Source organism: Pseudomonas sp. W2Jun17, from assembly GCF_023127795.1.
Classification (GTDB): domain Bacteria; phylum Pseudomonadota; class Gammaproteobacteria; order Pseudomonadales; family Pseudomonadaceae; genus Aquipseudomonas; species Aquipseudomonas synxantha_A.
This window is the reverse complement of sequence record NZ_SPKO01000033.1, coordinates 294,356-315,498: the sequence shown is the minus strand read 5'-3', so window position 1 is coordinate 315,498 and position 21,143 is coordinate 294,356. Positions and strand designations below refer to the sequence as shown.

18 protein-coding genes are annotated in these 21,143 nt (G+C 61.2%); 11 read left to right on the top strand and 7 right to left on the bottom strand.

Annotated features, from left to right (window positions below):
* Positions 1–29 precede the first annotated feature (29 nt).
* From bioD to bioB, 5 genes are read right to left on the bottom strand one after another with little or no spacing between them, the layout of a single operon-like run.
* Entirely contained in the window at positions 30–710 is a 681-nt protein-coding gene (bioD, locus tag E4O98_RS21495) for a dethiobiotin synthase (RefSeq protein ID WP_032879112.1), read from the bottom strand.
* A complete protein-coding gene (gene bioC / locus E4O98_RS21490; RefSeq protein WP_248136206.1) occupies positions 707–1,519 on the bottom strand; it encodes a malonyl-ACP O-methyltransferase BioC in 813 nt (270 codons plus the stop codon). Before bioC ends, bioD begins: the two co-directional genes overlap by 4 nt.
* Complete coding sequence (locus E4O98_RS21485; RefSeq protein WP_032879110.1) at positions 1,512–2,243, bottom strand: alpha/beta fold hydrolase; 732 nt, start codon at positions 2,241–2,243, stop codon at positions 1,512–1,514. The genes bioC and E4O98_RS21485 overlap by 8 nt, the downstream gene beginning before the upstream one ends.
* Entirely contained in the window at positions 2,236–3,417 is a 1,182-nt protein-coding gene (bioF, locus tag E4O98_RS21480; protein ID WP_248136204.1) for an 8-amino-7-oxononanoate synthase, read from the bottom strand. The genes E4O98_RS21485 and bioF overlap by 8 nt, the downstream gene beginning before the upstream one ends.
* An 11-nt stretch (positions 3,418–3,428) precedes the next feature.
* Positions 3,429–4,484 carry a biotin synthase BioB gene (gene bioB, locus E4O98_RS21475; RefSeq protein WP_005792092.1) on the bottom strand — a complete coding sequence of 352 codons (1,056 nt, stop codon included), beginning with the start codon at positions 4,482–4,484 and terminating at the stop codon, positions 3,429–3,431.
* A 92-nt stretch (positions 4,485–4,576) separates the two neighbouring features.
* Between bioB and E4O98_RS21470 the strand changes: the two genes are divergently transcribed.
* From E4O98_RS21470 to rarD, 5 genes are all read left to right on the top strand, one after another.
* Positions 4,577–5,314, top strand: coding sequence for a ComF family protein (locus tag E4O98_RS21470; RefSeq protein ID WP_248136202.1), 738 nt, complete (start codon positions 4,577–4,579; stop codon positions 5,312–5,314).
* A gap of 57 nt (positions 5,315–5,371) precedes the next feature.
* Entirely contained in the window at positions 5,372–6,136 is a 765-nt protein-coding gene (locus tag E4O98_RS21465; protein ID WP_248136200.1) for a TOBE domain-containing protein, read from the top strand.
* 70 nt (positions 6,137–6,206) lie between these two features.
* Positions 6,207–8,105 carry a PhoX family phosphatase gene (locus E4O98_RS21460; protein WP_248136198.1) on the top strand — a complete coding sequence of 633 codons (1,899 nt, stop codon included), beginning with the start codon at positions 6,207–6,209 and terminating at the stop codon, positions 8,103–8,105.
* Between the two features lie 169 nt (positions 8,106–8,274).
* A complete protein-coding gene (locus tag E4O98_RS21455; RefSeq protein ID WP_103735247.1) occupies positions 8,275–9,249 on the top strand; it encodes a serine/threonine protein kinase in 975 nt (324 codons plus the stop codon).
* A 127-nt stretch (positions 9,250–9,376) separates the two neighbouring features.
* Positions 9,377–10,261, top strand: coding sequence for an EamA family transporter RarD (gene rarD / locus E4O98_RS21450; protein WP_005792097.1), 885 nt, complete (start codon positions 9,377–9,379; stop codon positions 10,259–10,261).
* 222 nt (positions 10,262–10,483) lie between these two features.
* Here the strand turns inward: rarD and E4O98_RS21445 are convergent, their stop codons facing one another.
* Positions 10,484–10,996, bottom strand: a complete 513-nt coding sequence (locus E4O98_RS21445; protein ID WP_078822494.1) for an ACT domain-containing protein — start codon at positions 10,994–10,996, stop codon at positions 10,484–10,486.
* Between the two features lie 267 nt (positions 10,997–11,263).
* Here E4O98_RS21445 and E4O98_RS21440 point away from each other — a divergent pair, with 267 nt between their 5' ends.
* A complete protein-coding gene (locus E4O98_RS21440) occupies positions 11,264–13,441 on the top strand; it encodes a malate synthase G (protein ID WP_248136196.1) in 2,178 nt (725 codons plus the stop codon).
* Positions 13,442–13,534: 93 nt separating this feature from the next.
* Here E4O98_RS21440 and E4O98_RS21435 read toward each other — a convergent pair whose 3' ends face one another.
* A complete protein-coding gene (locus tag E4O98_RS21435) occupies positions 13,535–13,981 on the bottom strand; it encodes a response regulator (RefSeq protein ID WP_032879104.1) in 447 nt (148 codons plus the stop codon).
* 245 nt (positions 13,982–14,226) lie between these two features.
* Here E4O98_RS21435 and E4O98_RS21430 point away from each other — a divergent pair, with 245 nt between their 5' ends.
* The 5 genes from E4O98_RS21430 (at position 14,227) to E4O98_RS21410 (ending at position 21,083) form a co-directional block, all read left to right on the top strand.
* Complete coding sequence (locus E4O98_RS21430) at positions 14,227–16,149, top strand: putative nucleotidyltransferase substrate binding domain-containing protein (RefSeq protein ID WP_248089333.1); 1,923 nt, start codon at positions 14,227–14,229, stop codon at positions 16,147–16,149.
* Complete coding sequence (locus E4O98_RS21425; RefSeq protein ID WP_248136194.1) at positions 16,146–16,853, top strand: 3'-5' exonuclease; 708 nt, start codon at positions 16,146–16,148, stop codon at positions 16,851–16,853. The genes E4O98_RS21430 and E4O98_RS21425 overlap by 4 nt, the downstream gene beginning before the upstream one ends.
* A gap of 100 nt (positions 16,854–16,953) precedes the next feature.
* Positions 16,954–17,472 carry an RNA polymerase sigma factor gene (locus tag E4O98_RS21420; protein WP_248136192.1) on the top strand — a complete coding sequence of 173 codons (519 nt, stop codon included), beginning with the start codon at positions 16,954–16,956 and terminating at the stop codon, positions 17,470–17,472.
* Positions 17,469–18,437: a FecR family protein gene (locus E4O98_RS21415; RefSeq protein WP_103735250.1), complete on the top strand. Its 969-nt coding sequence runs from the start codon at positions 17,469–17,471 to the stop codon at positions 18,435–18,437. The genes E4O98_RS21420 and E4O98_RS21415 overlap by 4 nt, the downstream gene beginning before the upstream one ends.
* Before the next feature lie 207 nt (positions 18,438–18,644).
* On the top strand, positions 18,645–21,083 hold the full coding sequence (locus E4O98_RS21410) for a TonB-dependent siderophore receptor (RefSeq protein ID WP_248136191.1): 2,439 nt from the start codon (positions 18,645–18,647) through the stop codon (positions 21,081–21,083).
* The last annotated feature ends 60 nt before the right edge of the window (positions 21,084–21,143 follow it).

The following is a 21,143-nucleotide window of genomic DNA, read 5'->3' as shown; positions in this document are numbered from 1 at the left end:
AATGGCATAATGCCTTGCGATAGCCAAAATCAGTCAAGCAGGTCCAACTCCAGGTACTCCGCCACGGCGGCGGCACTGGCATCCTTGAGCTTCGGCACGCGCCCCAGGCAGGGCGCCGGCAAGCGCTCGGCCAGGGTGGCGAGGTTTTCTTCCAGACGGGAGGTCTTGGGATCGATGATATTCGCCACCCAACCGGCCAGCGGCAAGCCGTCCCGTGCGATCGCTTCGGCGGTCAACAACGCGTGGCTGATGCAGCCCAGGCGCACGCCCACCACCAGGATCACCGGCAATTTGAGCGCGATGGCCAGGTCAGACAGGTTGGCCTGATCGGCCAAGGGCACGCGCCAGCCGCCCGCCCCTTCGATCAAGGTAAAGTCGGCTCCACGGGCCAGGATCTGTTGCATCGGCTTGAGCAACGATTGCACCGTCAGCCCCACGCCCGCCTCGCGCGCAGCCAGATGCGGCGCGATAGCCGGCTCGAATGCCACCGGGTTGACCTCGGCATAACTGAGCGGCAATGAGCACTCGGCCAGCAACGCCAGGGCATCGGCATTGCGCAAGCCCTGGGCAGTCAACCGGCACCCCGACGCCACCGGCTTCCCGGCGGCCGTGCTTTTGCCCGCGAGCCTGGCAGCATGCAACAGGCCGGCCGCGATAGTGGTCTTGCCCACATCGGTGTCGGTGCCGGTGATGAAGTACGCGACGCTCATAGCGGTTTCTCCAGTACGGCGTACACCACCTGATACGTGGCGGGCAGGCCCTGAGCCTGACGGAACTGCTCGTATGCGTCTACCAGTGCAACAATCCGCGCGCGCCCCGTCAAGCCGCCGGGGCGGCCGGGGTTGAGGTTATGGGCGCCCAACGCTTTGAGCTCGTGGGTCAGGCTGCGCACATCCGGGTAATGCAGCACATGGGGCTGTCGCGCGAGACTCACCACCCGCAAGCCGCTGGCCGCACATAACTGCTGATAAGCCTCGAAGGTGCGAAAGCGATTGACGTGAACCAAGCCGTCTACCGCTCGCCAGCTTTCGCGCAGTTCATCCAGGGTACCCACGCACAGGCTCGCGAACGCCAACACACCGCCAGGTTGCAATACGCGCTGAGCTTCGCTGAGCACTGCATCGAAGTTGGCACACCATTGCACGGCGAGGCTGGAGAAGAGCAGCTCGAAGCTGTCAGCCTTCAGCGGCAAGCGTTCAGCATCGCCAGCCATGAAATGCGCGGCGCCACCCAACGAACGCGCGTGGTTGAGCATGCCTTCGGCGATATCCAGCGCCACGCCCTCGCTCCCGGGCAAACGCTCACCCAGCACGCGACTGAAATACCCTGTGCCGCAACCCATATCCAGCCAGCGTTGTGGCGAAAGCTCGCTGGGCAAACGGCGGAGCAACTCATGCCCTACTGCGCGCTGCAACTCGGCCACGCTGTCGTAGCTGGCCGCTGCACGGGAGAACGAGGCAGCAACCTGGCGCTTGTCCGGCAAGGCACCCGGCAAACAAGGGTGGGATAAGTCAGTCATCAACACACTCATGCAAAAAAGCCTGGATGGCCCCCGCTACACCGTGGGGGTCTTCCAGAAGAAACGCGTGACCGGCCTGTTCAATCAGGCCGACTTCTACATCCGGGAGCAACGCCAGCAGGTCACTGGCAGCTTCGGCAGGTACCAGCCCATCCAGGCCGGCAAACAGATGCAACTGCGGCCCGCGAAATGCCTGCAAGGCCGCGCGGGTATCCAGTTGGGCCAGCAGCTCCAGGCCGGGCATCAACACGCTGGGGGCGGTATGCGGCGCGCCGCTGACCAGCAAGCGCGAGAGCCCGCGAGGCTCCTGCGCGCCCTTGGCACACAACAGGCCGAAGCGCTTGAGGGTGACCTGGGAGTCGGCGTGGCAGCCCGCCAGGAACGCATCGAAGGTCTCGGCGGGCATCCCGTGAGGCCAACCGTCATGGGCGACGAAGCACGGGTTGCTCGCCAAAGTCAGCAAACCGCAGCAACGTTCGCCACGGCGTGCCGCCAGCTCCGAAGCAAGCATCCCGCCCAGGGACCAGCCCCCGAGCCAGACGTCGTCCGCCAGCGTCGCATCGAGCTCGTCAAGCCACTCATCCAGATCGCTGGAATCCAGCGCCGGCAAGGGTTCGATCTGTACCCGCAGGTGCTCGTTGAGGCCCTGCAGTGCCGCGGCCAACGGTTCCAGCGGCGACACACCGAGACCCCAACCGGGCAGCAGTATCAGGCGATCACGCATGGTCGGGCTCCGCTGCGTTCAACAACCGGAAACATTGCTCTAATCCGTTTAACAATAGCTGCACCTGCGCTTCGCTGTGCGCCGCCGTCAATGTCACGCGCAACCTTGCACTGCCGGCCGGTACAGTCGGCGGGCGGATTGCAGTCACCATCAGCCCACGCTCGCGCAGCATCTGTGACAGACGCAATGCCCGGGCGCTGTCGCCAATCAAGATCGGCTGGATCGGCGTAAAGCTGTCCATCAATGCCAGGCCCATCTGCTCGGCACCGCGACGGAACTGGCGGATCAACCCATTGAGGTGCTCACGCCGCCAGTGTTCGCTGCGCAGCAATTCCAGGCTTTTGAGGGTGGCGCAGGCCAGTGCCGGTGGCTGGCTGGTGGTGTAGATATACGGCCGGGCAAACTGGATCAAGCTTTCGATCAAGTCTTCACTGCCTGCCACAAATGCCCCGGCGGTGCCGAAGGCTTTGCCCAAGGTGCCAACCAGCACCGGTACATCGTCCTGGCTCAAGCCAAAATGTTCGACGATGCCGCCGCCATGGGCGCCCAGCGGGCCAAAGCCATGGGCATCATCTACCATCAGCCAGGCACCTTTGGCCCTGGCTTCCCGGGCCAGCGCTGGCAGGTCGGCCAGGTCGCCGTCCATGCTGAACACACCATCGGTGACCACCAGCGTACTGCCGGTGGCCTTTTCCAGGCGCTTGGCCAGGCTGCCGGCGTCGTTATGCAGGTAGCGGTTGAACCGCGCCCCGGACAATAAGCCGGCATCCAGCAACGAAGCATGGTTGAGGCGATCTTCCAGCACCGTATCGCCCTGCCCCACCAGCGCCGTGACCGCGCCCAGGTTGGCCATATAGCCGGTGGTAAACAGCAACGCACGCGGGCGCCCGGTCAAGTCAGCCAGGGCTTCTTCCAACTCATGGTGCGGCGTGACGTGGCCCACCACCAAATGCGAAGCGCCGCCACCAACGCCCCAACGGGCCGCCCCGGCACGCCAGGCTTCGATCACCTGCGGGTGATTGGCCAGGCCCAGGTAATCGTTGTTGCAGAACGCCAACAATGGCTGGCCATCCACTACCACTTCGGGGCCTTGGGGGCTCTGAAGCAACGGGCGTTGACGGTATAGATGTTCGGCACGGCGGGCAGTGAGGCGCGCGGCGAGATCAAAAGACATGCTGGCCTCGATCAAACAGCGGCGTTATAGAACTGCTCGCTGCTCTTTTGCTCCACCAGCGCCTGCTCGATCGCCGCCTGATGCACTTCATCGGCGTGCTCTTCCCGAGCTTCGGGCAGGATGCCCAGGCGTGCGAACAGCTGCATGTCCTTGTCAGCCTGAGGGTTGGCGGTAGTCAGCAATTTATCGCCGTAGAAGATCGAGTTGGCGCCGGCAAAAAACGCCAGGGCCTGCATCTGCTCGTTCATGGCTTCGCGGCCAGCGGACAGGCGCACGTGGGATTGCGGCATCAGGATGCGCGCCACCGCCAGCATACGGATGAAGTCGAAGGGGTCGATGTCCTCGGCGTTTTCCAACGGCGTACCGGCCACCTTCACGAGCATGTTGATCGGCACCGACTCCGGATGCTCTGGCAGGTTGGCCAGTTGGATCAGCAGGTTGGCACGGTCGTCGAGGGACTCGCCCATGCCGAGGATGCCGCCCGAGCAGATCTTCATCCCCGAATCACGCACGTAGGCCAGGGTTTGCAAGCGCTCGCTGTAGGTACGGGTGGTGATGATCGAGCCGTAGAACTCTGGCGATGTATCGAGGTTATGGTTGTAGTAATCCAGGCCGGCCTGGGCCAGCGCTTCGGTCTGGTCCTGATCGAGACGGCCCAGGGTCATGCAGGTTTCCAGGCCCATGGCCTTTACGCCTTTGACCATCTCCAGCACGTAGGGCATGTCTTTGGCCGACGGGTGCTTCCACGCCGCGCCCATGCAAAAGCGCGTCGAGCCGATGGCCTTGGCGCGGGCGGCCTCTTCGAGGACCTTCTGCACCTCCATCAGCTTCTCTTTTTCCAGGCCGGTGTTGTAGTGACCCGACTGCGGACAATATTTGCAATCTTCCGGGCAGGCGCCGGTCTTGATCGACAGCAGGGTCGATACCTGCACGCGGTTGGCGTCGAAATGCGCGCGGTGCACGGTCTGCGCCTGGAACAACAGGTCATTGAACGGCTGCACGAACAGGGCTTTGACTTCGGCCAAAGACCAGTCGTGACGCAGGGTGGCAGAGGTGCTGGCGCTCATGGGCGATTCCTTGATTATGCTTTGGCTAACGCTGCGGGAAGGGCAATACCCACAGGCACGACACGGATGCTCGGCATATTTAAGGAAGATTCATGCACTGTCAACCTGAGTACAAACACCAAGTTTACATCTGGTTAAAAAACAAACAGGTCTGTCTGATCTGTGACGAATGCACAGACTCCGCCGAAAATGTATGCAATACCTGCGAAACAGAACTGCCATGGCTGCTTGAGCATTGTGAACAGTGCGCCTTGCCTTTGCCGATGGACGGGTTGATCTGCGGCCAGTGCCAAAAACACCCTCCGGCCTTTAACCAGGTGATCGCACCCTGGACCTACAGTTTTCCCATCGACACCCTGGTCAGCCGCTTCAAGCATCAGGCTCGCTGGCCGCTGGGCCACATGCTGGCGCGCCTGCTGGGGCAGCACCTGCAGCACCGCTTCGATAACGCCGAACTCAACCGCCCCGACTATCTACTGCCGGTCCCCATGGCCCGCAAACGCCTGCGCCAACGCGGCTTTAACCAGGCGCAGATGGTGGCTCGCTGGCTCAGTAGCGCGCTCGACATTCCCCTCAATGAGCACGCGCTGCTGCGCCCGCTTGAAACCGTGGCGCAGCAAGACCTCGACGCCAAGACGCGTAAGCGTAACCTGCTCAACGCCTTTGCCCTGGCGCCCGGCGCTCAAGTCGCAGGGCAACACCTGGCGCTGGTGGACGATGTACTCACCACCGGCGCTACCGCCCACAGCCTGGCGCGGTTATTGATGGGCGCCGGCGCACGCCAGGTCGATGTCTATTGCCTGGCCCGCACCCCCAAACCCGGCCCCTGACTTGACTCCCCTGCTTCAGGGCGGCAACGTCGGCTTATCTCATCCAAGCGTATGCCCATGTCTCTGCCCAGCCCACTCAGCCAGCACATCATCCGTCGCCCCCAACGCATTGCCTTGCTGGGGCATATCGCCGAGCAGGGCTCCATCACCCGTGCCGCCAAAAGTGCGGGGTTGAGTTACAAGGCCGCCTGGGACGCCATCGATGAACTGAACAACCTGGCGCAAAAACCGCTGGTGGAACGCAGCGTCGGTGGCAAAGGCGGTGGCGGCGCCAAGCTGACGCAAGAAGGTGAACGAGTGCTGCGCCTTTATCAGCGCCTGCAAGTGCTGCAGGCCGAGCTGCTCGGTTCGGACGAAGCGGCCAGTGACTTCAACCTGCTCAGCCGCTTGATGCTGCGCACCAGTGCACGCAACCAATTGCACGGCCAGGTCATCGCCATCGACAGCCAGGGCCGCAACGACAGGATTCGCCTGCAACTGGCCGGCGACCTGTACCTCGACGCCCAGATTACCCACGACAGCACCCAACGGCTGGAGCTGCAGGCCGGCGTGGAGGTGGTCGCCCTGATCAAAGCGGGATGGCTGGAGTTGCGGGCGATCGGGCACCCAGAAACACCTGGACACAATTGCATGAGCGGTGTGATCGAGACGATTCTCGACGCCGAGGATGGCCCCAGCGAGGTGCGTATCGCCTTGCCCAACGGCCAAGTGTTATGCGCGCTGGCACCGCCCGCTGCACTCCTGGTACTCAACGCTGCCGAGGGCCAGCCGATCCAGGTGCAATTCGCACCCAGCAATGTGCTGCTCGGGACCCCGGTATAACGTCTTCAGGCTGCAACAATTTGGTCACAACCGCTCCTTAAGGTATCTGCAAAAATCGCGGGAGCCTGAGATGAGCCTATTAGAAGAAAACCAAGCCACTGACCTTGAACAAATGGTCGGCCTGACCCGCCGTCGCTTTATCGGCGCGGGCGCCCTGTGCGGCGCCGCGATGTTCCTCGGCGGTAACCTGCTGAGCCGCAGCGCCCTGGCGGTGAATGCTGCCTCCGCCAGCCCGCTGCTGGGTTTTACCAGCATCGCCGCCGCCACCAGCGACACCATTACCCTGCCCCCTGGCTACAGTGCTTCGGTGCTGATCAGTTGGGGCCAGCCGCTGCACAAGAACGCCCCGGCTTTCGACCCGTCGGGCAATGGCACGGCCACGGCCCAGGAACAGCAATTTGGCGACAACAACGACGGCATGAGCCTGTTTCCGTTCCCGGGCGACGACAACCGCGCCTTGATGGCGATCAACAACGAATACACTAACTACCGCTACCTCTACGCCCACGGCGGCGCGCCACAATCGGCCGAGGAGGTACGCAAGGCCCTGGCCAGCGAGGGCGTGTCGGTGATCGAAGTACGGCGCAAGGGCGACACCTGGCAGTTCGTCCAGGACTCACGCTACAACCGGCGCATCCATGGCAACTCACCAATCCGCTTGAGCGGCCCCGCTGCCGGCCATGACTGGTTGAAAACCACTGCCGACAAAACCGGCAAGAAAGTCCTGGGTACGTTCCAGAACTGCGCCAACGGCAAGACACCGTGGGGCACCTACCTGACCTGCGAAGAGAACTTCACCGACTGCTTCGGCAGCAGCAACCCGCAGCAAGCGTTCGACGCCGGGCAGAAACGCTACGGCGTAGTGGCCGCCAGCAAAGACATCAACTGGCACCCTCACGACCCACGCTTCGACATGGCCAAGAACCCCAACGAACTCAACCGCCATGGCTGGGTGGTGGAAATCGACCCGTTCGATCCGCAATCCACTCCGGTCAAGCGCACGGCCCTGGGCCGCTTCAAACATGAAAACGCGGCGCTGGCCGAAACGCGCGACGGCCGCGCCGTGGTGTACATGGGCGACGACGAACGCGGCGAGTTCATCTACAAGTTCGTCAGCCGCGATCAGATCAACCACAGCAATCCGAAAGCCAACAAAGACCTGCTCGACCACGGCACCTTGTACGTGGCTATCTTCGATGCGGGCGACGGTAACGCCGATCATCCCAAGGGCAAAGGCCAATGGGTTGAACTCACCCATGGCAAAAACGGCATCGACGCCGGCAGCGGTTTCGCCAACCAGGCAGAGGTGCTGATCCATGCGCGCCTGGCCGCCAGCGTAGTGAAGGCCACGCGCATGGACCGCCCGGAGTGGATCGTCGTCAGCCCCACCGACGGCCAGGTCTACTGCACCCTGACCAACAACGCCAAGCGCGGCGAAGACGGCCAGCCGGTGGGCGGCCCCAACCCGCGAGAGAAAAACGTCTACGGCCAGATCCTGCGCTGGAAAGCCGACGCCGATAACCACGGCGCCACAGACTTTACCTGGGACCTGTTCGTAGTGGCCGGAAACCCGGGCGTGCACGGTGGTACGCCGAAGGGCGGCTCGTCCAATATCAACCCACAGAACATGTTCAACAGCCCCGACGGCCTGGGCTTCGACAAGGCCGGGCGCCTGTGGATCCTCACCGACGGCGACTACAGCAACGCGGGCGACTTTGCCGGCATGGGCAACAACCAGATGCTGTGTGCCGACCCGAGCACCGGGGAAATCCGCCGTTTCATGGTCGGGCCGGTGGCGTGTGAGGTCACCGGGATCAGCTTTGCGCCGGATCAGAAGACGTTGTTTGTGGGGATTCAGCATCCGGGAGAAACCGGTGGTTCGACTTGGCCTGAACATCTGCCGAACGGCAAGCCGCGTTCGTCGGTGATGGCGATTCGGCGGGATGATGGCGGGATCGTAGGCGCCTGACAGGGCCTCATCGGGGGCAAGCCCCCTCCCACAATTCTGAATTGCGAATACATTCAAATGTGGGAGGGGGCTTGCCCCCGATTGCAATAGCACAGCCACCACCTATCCCAGCCCCGGTGCGTTACCATACCCGGCCGGACGCGGCGCCCTGCTGCGCGCAGGAGTTCGCATGGCTCACCCGTTTGAAACACTCACCCCTGATCTGGTCCTCGACGCCGTCGAAAGCATCGGCTTTCTCAGCGATGCGCGCGTGTTGGCGCTCAACAGCTACGAAAACCGCGTGTACCAGGTGGGCATCGAAGACGCCGAACCGCTGATCGCCAAGTTCTACCGGCCCCAACGCTGGACTAACGAGGCGATCCTCGAAGAGCACCGCTTTACCTTCGAACTGGCCGAGTGCGAAGTGCCCGTGGTGGCCCCGCTGATTCACAACGGCGAGAGCCTGTTCGAACACGCAGGTTTCCGCTTCACCCTGTTTCCCCGCCGTGGCGGCCGCGCGCCGGAGCCAGGCAACCTCGACCAGCTTTATCGCCTTGGGCAGTTGCTCGGCCGTTTGCACGCCGTGGGGTCAACCCGCCCGTTCGAACATCGCGAAGCCCTGGGCGTGAAGAACTTCGGTCACGATTCCCTCAACACCTTGCTCGAAGGCAACTTCATTCCCAAAAGCCTGTTGCCGGCCTATGAATCCGTGGCCCGCGACCTGCTCAAGCGTGTGGAAGAGGTTTATAAAGCCACGCCGCACAAGAACATCCGCATGCACGGCGATTGCCACCCCGGCAACATGATGTGCCGCGACGAGATGTTCCATATCGTCGACCTCGACGACTGCCGCATGGGCCCGGCGGTGCAAGACCTGTGGATGATGCTCGCTGGCGACCGCCAGGAATGCCTGGGCCAGCTGTCGGAACTGATGGACGGCTATCAGGAGTTCCACGATTTCGACCCCCGCGAACTCGCCCTGATCGAACCGTTGCGCGCCTTGCGCCTGATGCACTACAGCGCCTGGCTGGCACGGCGCTGGGACGATCCGGCGTTTCCCCACAGCTTCCCGTGGTTTGGCACCGAGCGGTATTGGGGCGACCAGGTGCTGGCGTTGCGTGAGCAACTGTCGGCGCTCAATGAAGAACCGCTAAAACTCTTCTGACTGCTTTGCTTTATGTGGGAGCGAGCCCCCCTCCCACATAAAAATCCCCATTGCCAAGCAAGTCCCCATTGTCTGACAAATATCCTTACAATCGCGCTTTGTTAGCTGCCTAAGCAAGGATTCTGCAATGCAAGCCGCCAACCCTCGCAAGGGGTACATCCTGGGCCTGAGCGCCTACGTCATCTGGGGTCTGTTCCCGCTCTATTTCAAAGCCATCGCCAGCGTGCCCGCCGCCGAGATCATCGTGCACCGCGTGCTGTGGTCAGCGCTGTTCGGCGGCTTGCTGTTGATGGTGTGGAAGCACCCTGGCTGGTTTCGCGAACTGCGTGACAACCCCAAGCGCCTGGCGATCCTGGCACTCAGCGGTTCGCTGATCGCGGCCAACTGGCTGACCTATGTGTGGTCGGTGAACAGTGGGCGAATGCTTGAAGCCAGCCTGGGTTACTACATCAACCCGCTGGTGAATGTACTGTTGGGTATGTTGATACTCGGTGAACGCCTGCGCCGCCTGCAATGGGTGGCGGTGGGGTTGGCGGCGGTCGGTGTGGCGCAACAAGTGTGGCAGGTGGGTAGCTTGCCATGGGTGTCGCTGGCGCTGGCGTTGACGTTCGGTTTTTACGGCTTGATCCGTAAACAGGCCCCGGTCAAGGCACTTCCGGGGCTGGTGGTGGAAACCTGGATGCTGGTGCCGATTGCCGTCGCCTGGTTGCTGTTCAATCCATCGGCCCACAGTGCACAACTGGAATTCTGGAGCACCTCCGAAGCCTGGTGGTTGGTGGCCGCAGGTCCGGTAACCCTGATTCCATTGGTCTGCTTTAACGCCGCAGCACGGCATTTGCCCTATACCGCACTGGGCTTTTTGCAGTACGTGGCGCCGACCCTGGTGCTGTTGGAAGCGGTATTGCTGTTCGGCGAACACCTGGCGCCGGCCACGCTGATTGCCTTCGCCTTCATCTGGGCCGGGCTGGTGATCTACAGCGTGGATGCATGGCTGACGGTGCGCAAACGCTGATCAAATAACGCACAAACCTTTGCAAGCCACGGCGCCCGTGGCTTGCAGCGTTTCACCCCAAGGTTATCCACAGCCTGATCCCCGCCATTTGTGCACAAGCCCTTGAAACTGCTCGTTTTTTGCTCAGCTGACGGAGAAGTCCGGCCGACGTGGCCTGGCGCCGGGTCTCTACAGGTTATCCACAGGCCCATGCAAGATTTCCATGCATAACCTTGTGGGTGGTTATTCCTCGTTGCGCAGTTCCACCATCAAGTCGTCGGCCAAGGTCTCAAGCGATTCCTGCAAGCGCTCCAGAGACAACGTAGACGGCACCTGCAACAAAGCCTCGGCGTTGAACAACGGGTCCCCGCTCATGGGCGCCGGGCGTACATCGGTACTCAAGCGCTCCACGTTGACACCCTGCTGGCTCAACAGCGCAGTAATCTCGCGCACGATGCCCGAGCGGTCATTGCCCACCAGCGTCATCACAATCGATTTGGACACTGCCGCCTGCCCTGTACTGCCCTCGCCCACCAGCACGCGTATGCCGTGTGAGGATAAGTCTTCCAGCGCGCCCACCAGTGCCTGACGTTGCTCCGTCGGCACGCTGACCCGCAGGATCCCGGCAAACTGCCCAGCCATGTGGGCCATGCGGCTTTCCAGCCAGTTACCACCGTGGGCGGCAATGTTCTGCGCGATGCGTTCAACCAGGCCGGGTTTGTCGGCGGCGATAATTGTGAGTACAAGATGGTCCATGGCGAAGCCCTCTGGAATTCAATCTACAAGGTGGACCCGGGAGCCCTCGAAAACAAATCGTGTACCATTTTTATATTTATCTGGAACAATCCAATAGTTTTTTGAGAACATCCGGTTCTCCGCTGTGACCGTACGACCAAAGTGGGTCGCTAAACGACGTATTTAGTCTAATTTTCACAACCGCAAGTCATCATGTAGTATGCCCAACCGTGCACTACATAATGAAAATCTGAAAAAGCGCATAAGCTCCGCAGAGTGAGGCAAGCAATGACTGAACACGTTCAAGTCGGTGGCCTGCAGGTCGCCAAAGTCCTGTTCGACTTCGTGAACAACGAAGCCATTCCCGGTACCGGCATTACTGCCGACCAGTTCTGGGCCGGTGCCGACAAGGTCATCCACGACCTGGCACCGAAGAACAAAGCCCTACTCGCCAAACGCGACGATTTCCAGGCGCGGATCGATACCTGGCACCAGACTCACGCCGGCCAGGCCCACGACCCGGTGGCCTACAAAGCCTTCCTGCAAGACATCGGATACCTGCTGCCAGAAGCCGCAGACTTTGAGGCCTCGACGCAAAACGTCGACGACGAAATCGCGCGCATGGCCGGCCCGCAACTGGTGGTGCCGGTGATGAATGCGCGCTTCGCCCTCAACGCCTCGAATGCGCGCTGGGGCTCGCTGTATGACGCGTTGTACGGCACCGACGCCATCAGCGAAGCCAACGGCGCCGAAAAGGGCAAGGGCTACAACAAGGTGCGTGGCGACAAGGTCATCGCCTTCGCCCGCGCCTTCCTCGACGAAGCCGCACCGCTGAGCGCGGGCAGCCACGTCGATTCCACCGGCTACAAGATCGTCGACGGCAAGCTGATCGTGAGCCTCAAAGGCGGCAGCAACAGCGGCCTGCGTGACGATGCCCAGTTGATCGGTTTCCAGGGCCCCGCGGCCGAGCCGATTGCGCTCCTGTTCAAACACAACGGCCTGCACTTCGAGTTGCAGATCGACGCCAGCACTCCGGTCGGCCAGACCGATGCCGCCGGCGTCAAAGACGTGCTGATGGAAGCCGCGCTGACCACCATCATGGACTGCGAAGACTCCGTTGCCGCCGTGGATGCCGATGACAAGGTGGTGATCTACCGCAACTGGCTCGGGCTGATGAAGGGCGATCTGGCCGAAGAAGTGGCCAAGGGCGGCAAGACCTTTACTCGTACCATGAACCCTGATCGCGCCTACACCGGCATCGACGGTAACGACGTGACCCTGCACGGCCGTTCGCTGTTGTTCGTGCGCAACGTTGGCCACTTGATGACCATCGATGCGATCCTCGATAAAGACGGCAACGAAGTGCCCGAAGGCATCCTCGACGGCCTGATCACCAGCCTGGCGGCGATCCACAGCCTCAATGGCAACAACACGCGCAAGAACAGCCGCACAGGTTCGGTGTACATCGTCAAACCGAAGATGCACGGCCCGGAAGAAGCCGCGTTCACCAACGAGCTGTTCGGTCGCATCGAAGAGGTGCTGAACCTGGCGCGTAATACGCTCAAAGTCGGGATCATGGACGAGGAGCGCCGTACCACGGTCAACCTCAAGGCCTGCATCAAGGCCGCCAGCGAGCGCGTGGTGTTTATCAACACCGGCTTCCTCGACCGTACCGGCGACGAAATCCACACGTCAATGGAAGCCGGCGCGATGGTGCGCAAGGCCGCCATGAAGGCGGAAAAATGGATCGGCGCCTACGAAAACTGGAACGTCGATATCGGCTTGAGCACCGGCCTGCAAGGCCGTGCACAAATCGGTAAAGGCATGTGGGCCATGCCCGACCTGATGGCGGCGATGCTTGAGCAGAAAATCGCCCATCCATTGGCCGGTGCCAACACCGCCTGGGTACCATCGCCGACCGCTGCGGCGCTACACGCGTTGCACTATCACAAGGTCGACGTATTTGCCCGCCAGGCCGAACTGGCCAAGCGCGAACGCGCCTCGGTGGACGATATCCTCACCATTCCTCTGGCCAGCAGCACCGATTGGTCGGACGAAGAGATCCGCAATGAACTGGACAACAACGCCCAGGGCATCCTTGGCTATGTGGTCCGTTGGATTGACCAGGGCGTTGGCTGTTCGAAAGTACCGGACATCAACGATGTGGGCCTGATGGAAGACCGCGCCACCCTGCGTATCTCCAGCCAGCACATTGCCAACTGGCTGCGCCACGGCGTCGTCAACCAAGACCAAGTGATGGAAAGCCTCAAGCGCATGGCGCCGGTGGTGGACCGTCAGAATGCCGGGGACGCGTTGTATCGTCCGTTGGCGCCGGATTTCGACAGCAATATCGCGTTCCAGGCAGCGGTGGAGTTGGTGATTGAAGGGACCAAGCAGCCCAATGGGTATACCGAGCCGGTGTTGCACCGCAGGCGTCGGGAGTTCAAGGCTAAAAACGGCCTGTAAATGAAAAAGCCCTGATCGAGAGATCAGGGCTTTTTAGTTGGGTTGAGGATGACTGAACTTGCTCCCGATGAGGCCATCACAGCATCACAAAAATCAGGAAGCCATCCCCAACTCCCGCTTCACCAACTTCGCCAACTTCACGCTATCTATCGGCTTGAGCAAGAAATCCACCACACTCAAGTGCATCGCATCGATCACATCCGGCGCTTCGGCGTCACCCGACATGATGATGATCGGCAGCGCCGCCCGGGTCGACTCACGCACCTGACGGATCAACTCCAGGCCGTTGCTGGGCTGCATGCGCAGGTCGGTGATCAGCAAACCGATAGAGCCGCTCGATTTCAACAAATCCCATGCCGCCTCACCACTGTCGGCGGTCAAGCAACGAATACCGTCCAGCCCCAGGATTTCCGCCAACAGTTCACGCGCATCCTTGTCGTCGTCCACGATCAATACGCGTTGGGGCGGTAAATCAGGCTCGAGCATCACGGCGCTCAGCGCCTCGCGCTCGGCATCACTCAAAATATCGTGGTCGGACATACGTTTCTCAGCAGTTCTAAATCAATCTCCCAGCACTCGTCAGACATCTGTGCAAGGTCGAACAATGTGCACTTCGTCGGAAAGTTTGCCTAGTGGGCGTTCTACGGGGTTTGGACGATAGTCATGTAAGGTTTTTCCCTAGTTTTGCAGCGTTTTCACCGACCTAGACTTACGTCCAATGGGCACCCGCGGTGCAGGAGTCGACCATGCAGCACGATAACGACAAAAAAACTGCGGTCACTGTTATGAGTAAAGCTGATGCATTCGAACAGGCGGGTAAAACTGCTGTGTTGCAGAACATCCACGGCACCTTGCAATTGCTGCAACGCTTCCCGCCGTTCAACCAGATGGAACCGGCGCACCTGGCCTTTCTGGTGGAACAGTGCCAACTGCGCTTCTATGGCCAGGGCGACAGCATCCTCAAACCGTCGGGCGGGCCGGTCGAGCATTTCTATATCGTCAAACAGGGCCGGGTGATTGGCGAGCGGCCAGACTCGCCAGATCCCACCTTCGAAATCACTACCGGCGAGTGCTTCCCCCTCGCCGCATTGCTGGGTGAACGTGCGACCCGCACCGAACATAAAGCCGCGCAAGACACCTTCTGCCTGCAACTGAACAAGCCGGCGTTTATCAAGCTGTTTGCCCTTTCCAGCCCGTTTCGTGATTTTGCCTTGCGTGGTGTCAGTAGCCTGCTCGACCAAGTCAACCAGCAAGTGCAGCAAAAAGCCGTGGAAACCCTCGGTACCCAATACTCCCTGAATACCCGCCTGGGCGAATTGGCCATGCGCCACCCGGTGACGTGCAGCCCGCACACGCCGTTGCGTGAAGCGGTCACGTTGATGCACGAGCAACAGGTCGGCAGCATTGTGATCGTGGACGAACACAAGGCGCCCCTGGGCATCTTTACCCTGCGTGACCTGCGCCAGGTGGTGGCCGACGGCACCAGCGATTTCAGCCAGGGCATTGACGGCCATATGACCCAGGCGCCGTTCTTCCTGAGCCCGGACCACAGTGCCTTCGACGCCGCTATCGCCATGACCGAACGGCATATCGCCCACGTGTGCCTGGTCAAAGACCAGCGCCTGTGCGGCGTGGTGTCCGAGCGTGACTTGTTCTCGTTGCAACGCGTGGACCTGGTGCACCTGGCCCGCACTATCCGCAACGCGCCCCGGGTCGACAACCTGGTGGCAATCCGCGGTGAAATCGGTCAGTTGGTGGAACGTATGCTTGCTCATGGCGCGTCGTCCACCCAGATCACCCACATCATTACGCTGCTCAACGACCACACCGTCTGCCGGGTGATCGAGCTGACCCTGGCGGAAAAAGGCGACCCCGGCGTGCCATTCAGTTGGCTGTGTTTCGGCAGCGAAGGCCGCCGCGAGCAAACGCTGTACACCGATCAGGACAACGGCATTCTGTTCGAGGCCAAGGACGCAGTCGAAGCTGCCCAGATCCGTGAGCGGCTGCTTCCCCTGGCACAGCACATCAATCAAAGCCTGGCGCTGTGCGGCTTCAGCCTGTGCAAAGGCAATATCATGGCCGGCAACCCCGAGCTGTGCTTGTCCCGGGTGGAGTGGGCGCGGCGCTTCGGCGCGTTTATTCGCGAGGCGACGCCGGAGAACCTGCTTAGCTCGAGCATCTATTTTGATTTGCGTGCAGTGTGGGGCGACGAGCGTGGTTGCGAGCAACTGCGTCAGGGCATTCTCGATCAGGTCGCGGACAACCGTTTGTTCCAGCGCATGTTGGCCGAAAACGCATTACGCCAGCGCCCGCCGGTGGGACGCTTTCGCGAGTTCGTGCTGACCCGCAAGGGCGGCGAAAAGGCCACCCTGGATCTCAAGGTGCAAGGCTTGACCCCCTTTGTCGATGGCGCACGCCTGCTCGCCCTGGCCAATGGTATCCACGCCAACAACACCCTGGAGCGCCTGCGTCAGTTGGTCGACAAGCAAGTGATCGAGCCCCTGGATGGCGCGGCCTACGAAGAGGCCTACCACTTCATTCAGCAAACCCGTATGCAGCAGCACCAATTGCAGACCCGCGAGAACCAGCCCTACTCCAACCGCGTCGACCCCGACAGCCTCAACCACCTCGACCGACGCATCCTGCGTGAATCCCTGCGCCAGGCCCAGCGCCTGCAAAGCAGCCTGACCTTGCGGTATCAACTGTGAGTTGGTTCGGCTGGTTTCATAAGCAAAAACCGGGGCTGAATGCCGCGCAACAACAGCGCCTGGAACAACTGCCCAAGCCTTGCGCATTGGGCGATGGTTCGTTGCGCAACCAACGCTGGGTCGTGGTGGATCTGGAAACCAGCGGCCTGAACCTAAACCGTGACCAGGTGCTGTCCATCGGCGCCGTGGTGATCGAGGACGGTGCGGTGGATTTTTCGCAACTATTCGAACGCACCCTGCAACGCACCGACACCAAACTCAGCCCCAGCGTATTGATTCATGGTCTCGGCCCCAGTGCGATTGCCGCCGGCAGCGACCCGGCCGAGGCACTGCTGGATTTCATGGCATTCGTGGGCGACAGCCCGTTGCTGGCCTTCCATGCACCGTTCGATCAACACATGCTGGGCCGGGCGCTCAAGGACAGCCTGGGTTATCGCCTGGTCCACCCGTTTCTCGACGTGGCCGACCTGGCACCGCTCTTGTGCCCCGACGCCACGCTGCGCGAGGCCGGGTTGGACGACTGGGTCAAGCATTTCCAGCTGCAGGTCGGCGAGCGTCATCACGCCAGCGCCGATGCACTGGTCACGGCGGAGTTGATGCTGATCCTGCTCAGCCGTGCACGGCAGCAGCAGATCGACACGCCCCACGCGCTGCAAGAGCGTTTGGCCCAGTGGAAACGGCGCCAACAAGCGCCATCGTTTTAGTGTCACCTCCCGACAGACGCTAATTGCGCCCATCCCACGCCTCTGACACAATCGCGAATAATTCTCGTTAGTTTAAACCTACTATTTATTCGGTGATGCCTTGTCGTCGGTCCAGACCCCACACAGTGAGCTTGTTGGCGCGTTGTATCGCGACCATCGTGGCTGGCTGTTGGCCTGGCTACGCCGCAATGTAGCCTGCCCGAGCCGCGCCGAAGACCTGAGCCAGGACACCTTCATGCGCCTGCTGGGCCGCGACGGCTTGGGCGAGCCCCGTGAGCCCCGGGCGTTCCTGGTGGCCATCGCCAAGGGCCTGCTGTTCGACTACTTCCGTCGAGCCGCTCTGGAACAGGCGTATCTCACCGAATTGATGCTGATCCCCGAAAGCGAACACCCTTCGCCGGAAGCACAGCAACTGATCCTTGAAGACCTCAAGGCCATCGACCGCCTGCTCGGCAAGTTGTCGAGCAAGGCCCGCGCCGCGTTCCTCTATAACCGCCTCGACGGCCTGGGCCACGCAGAAATCGCCCAGCGCCTCGGTGTGTCGGTGCCCCGTGTGCGCCAGTACCTGGCCCAAGGTATACGTCAGTGCTACATCGCGCTGTATGGCGAGCCCTCGTGACAACCATTAGCTCCAAACCGGTTTCGGCACGGGTGCTGGATGCCGCGATTGCCTGGCAACTGTCTCTGGACTCGGGCGACGGCAGCGCGGTGGAACAGCAAGAGTTCACCAAATGGCTGGCCAGCGATGAGGAACATGCCCGCGCCTGGCGCCAACTGGGCATGCTCGATCAGCGCTTCAGCGTGGCCGCCGGCCCGGCCCGGGCGGCGTTGCTGCAATCGCGCCACGGCATTCGCCAGCGCGTACGCAAGTTGGGCCGTGGCCTGGCGAGTATCGTACTGGTGTGTGGCCTGGGCTTGTTTGCCGGCGAGCGTTACGTGCCGATCCACTACTGGCTGGCCGACCAGCGCACCGCCACCGGCGAGCAACGCACACTGAAACTGGACGATGGCACTTCCATCAACCTCAATACCCATAGCGCCATAGATGTGCGCTTCGACGAACAGCGCCGATTGATTGTGTTGCAGGAGGGCGAAATCCTCGTCGAAACCGGCCACGACGATTCACGCCCGTTCTATGTGCAAACCCGCGACGGCAGCCTGCGAGCGCTGGGTACCCGGTTTATCGTCAAGCGCGAAGACGACGCTACGCGCTTGAGCGTGTTGCAGTCCGCCGTAGCCGCCCAGCCTGAAGCGCTGCATCAGGAGCACGTTTTCAAAGCAGGCCAGCAAGTGTTGATGCGCAGCGATGGCCTTGGCCCGCTGCTGGCCGTGACACCCGCCACCGACGCCTGGACCCGCGGCATGTTGGTGGTCGACAACGCCCGCCTGGGCGATGTGATCGAAGAACTGGGCCGCTACCGCACCGGGCACTTGGGCGTGGATGACAACGTGGCCGACCTGCGCATCACCGGCAGCTTCCCCCTGCACGACACCACGCTGGCGTTGAATGCGCTGTTGCCGACCTTGCCGGTGCAGATCAAGCAGCACACGCCGTGGTGGGTGACTGTAGCTGCCAAGCCTTAGTTCTGTGGTGACCGGGCAATCGCCATCGGGAGCAAGCCCCCTCCCACATTGGAAGGTACTCACACATCAAAATGTGGGAGGGGGCTTGCTCCCGATGAGGCCCTGAAACACACCGCCAAAAAAATAGTTTCACCCAGCCCTATCACTTTCCGATTCTCGCTCGGCACCTAAGCAATTGAGAAATATTTCCATTCAGGAGCCGCCCTTATGTCCCGCACGCTAGACACCTTGTTGCGTCCCAGTCTGTTAGCCCTGGCCATCGCCCTCAGCGCCCCGCTGGCGAGCACTTCGCTGATCGCTGCTGAACAAGCCTTGAGCGTGCGCGCCTATAACCTGCCGGCAGCCCCATTGGCCAGCACCCTGAACCAGATCGCCAGCCAGGCTGGCCTGGCGCTGACCCTCAACCCGACACTCGCCGCCGGCAAGACCTCGGCCCCGGTCAAGGGCCAGTTCGATGCACAGAGCGCGTTGCGTGAGGCCTTGCGCGGTACTGGCTTGCAGTTGGAACAAAGCAGTACGGGCACTTACACCCTGGTGCCGGTTCCGGAGGGCGTCGTCGCCTTGCCGACTACCAACATCACCGGCCAGGGTAGCTATGAAAGCGCTTGGGGGCCGGTGGAGGGGTATGTGGCTACTCGCACAGCAGCGGGCACGAAGACTGATACACCTATTGCCGAGCTGCCCCGTTCCGTCACGGTCATTACTCGCCAGCAAATGGAAGACCGCTCCGTTCTCAACCTCAACGACGCCTTGCGCTACACCGCCGGCGTGCAGAGCAGTGGCTATGGCTCCGACTCGCGTAGTGATTGGTTACTGGTTCGCGGCTTTGTCCCCACCCAATTCCTCGATGGCCTACCACTGCCCAAGGGTAACTACGCAACGCCGAAAATCGACACTTGGAATCTAGAGCGTATCGCTGTCCTGCGAGGTCCCGCTTCGTCGGTCTACGGGCAAACCCCACCCGGCGGCTTATTGGATATGGTTAGCCGTCGCCCCCAGGCCGAAAGCTCAAACGAAATTGAAGTACAGGCCGGCAGCAATAACCACAAGCAGATCAACTTCGATAGCACCGGAAAAATCGACGACGAAGGCCAGTTCCTTTACCGAGTCAGTGGCGTCGTGCGCGACAGCAATACGGCGGTGGACCATATCCCGGACAAGCGATACAACGTTGCGCCCAGTCTCACGTGGAATATCAACGACGACACCAAGCTGACGTTGCTCACCCAGTTTACTCGCGACGATACCGGCATTACCGGCCAGTTCCTGCCGTTGCAAGGCACCAAATTGAGCTCGCCAGCCGGCAAGATTTCCCATCATAAGAACCTGGGCGATCCAGATTGGGAGTTCTATGACCGCACTTACTACGCACTGGGCTACGCGTTTGAAACGCGCCTGAACGACACTTGGCAGTTCCACCAGAACCTGCGCTATACCAAGAACGACTTGTCGTTCCAGGGCCTGACCGCCGGTGGTGCGTTCTTTCCGAATGGCCCGGAAACCGCAGTTGACGCTGACGGCAACGTGCGTCGTTCAGCCGGCAAGGTCGATGAGGACATCAGTCAGTTCGCGGTCGACAACAACTTGCAGGCCGACTTCAAGACTGGCGCCGTGAACCACACACTGCTGCTAGGTCTGGACCATCAGCGCTCCACCAGCAATGCGCGCTGGGACTGGGGCTCGACCGGCGTGCCAACCATCAATTTCAATCGCCCGGTGTATGGACAGGACTTCTCCAATGTCCAGTACTTCACCATGTATGACTACACCCAGAAGACCCAACAGACCGGCCTTTATATCCAAGACCAGATGGCACTGGACAATTGGCGACTGACGTTAGGCGGGCGGGAAGACTGGGTACACACCGGCACTACTTTCCATAACCTGAACGACGTCACCAACACACAACGCGACAAGCATTTCAGCGCAAACGCTGCGCTGAGCTATGTGTTCGATAACGGCATCACGCCGTACCTGTCCTATGCTGAATCGTTCCAAGCTGGTACCGGTACACAAGTGGCCAGCACCGGGGCTTTCAAGCCGACTGAAGGCAAGCAGTACGAAGCAGGGATCAAGTACCAGCCACCGGGCACAAAGGCCTTGCTTACAGCGGCGGTATTTGACCTGACCCAAAAGAACTCCACGGTGACTGAGGGCAGCATCACGCGCCAGATCGGTGAAGTGCGCAATCGCGGTCTGGAGTTGGAAGCCAGCGCCGACGTCACCGACAGCCTCAAACTGGTAGGCTCCTACACCTATAACGATAGCGAGATCACCAAGGGTGCGACCGGTGAAGAAGGCAATCGCATGAACCAGCTACCACGCAACCAGGCGACAGGATGGGCCGATTACACGTGGCGCAGTGGATTACTGGACGGCTTCGGTGTAGGTGCAGGCGTGCGCTACGTTGGCGATACCTACGGCAACGCCGCCAACACCGAACTCGGCCATGTAGGTTCCTACACTGTCTACGACGCCTCGGTGCACTACGACCTAGGCCGTGTGAACAGCGCCATGAAGGGTGTCACAGTGGCCGTGGACGCCAAGAACATCTTCAACAAGGATTACCTGTCCACCTGCGACGGTTTCTATTGCTACTACGGTGACCAGCGCAACGTGGTCGCCAGCGTGAACTACAAATTCTAAGACGGTGAAAAACCGCTTATGAAGGGCCGCCTGAACTGCGGCCCTTTTGCCTTGGAGCCG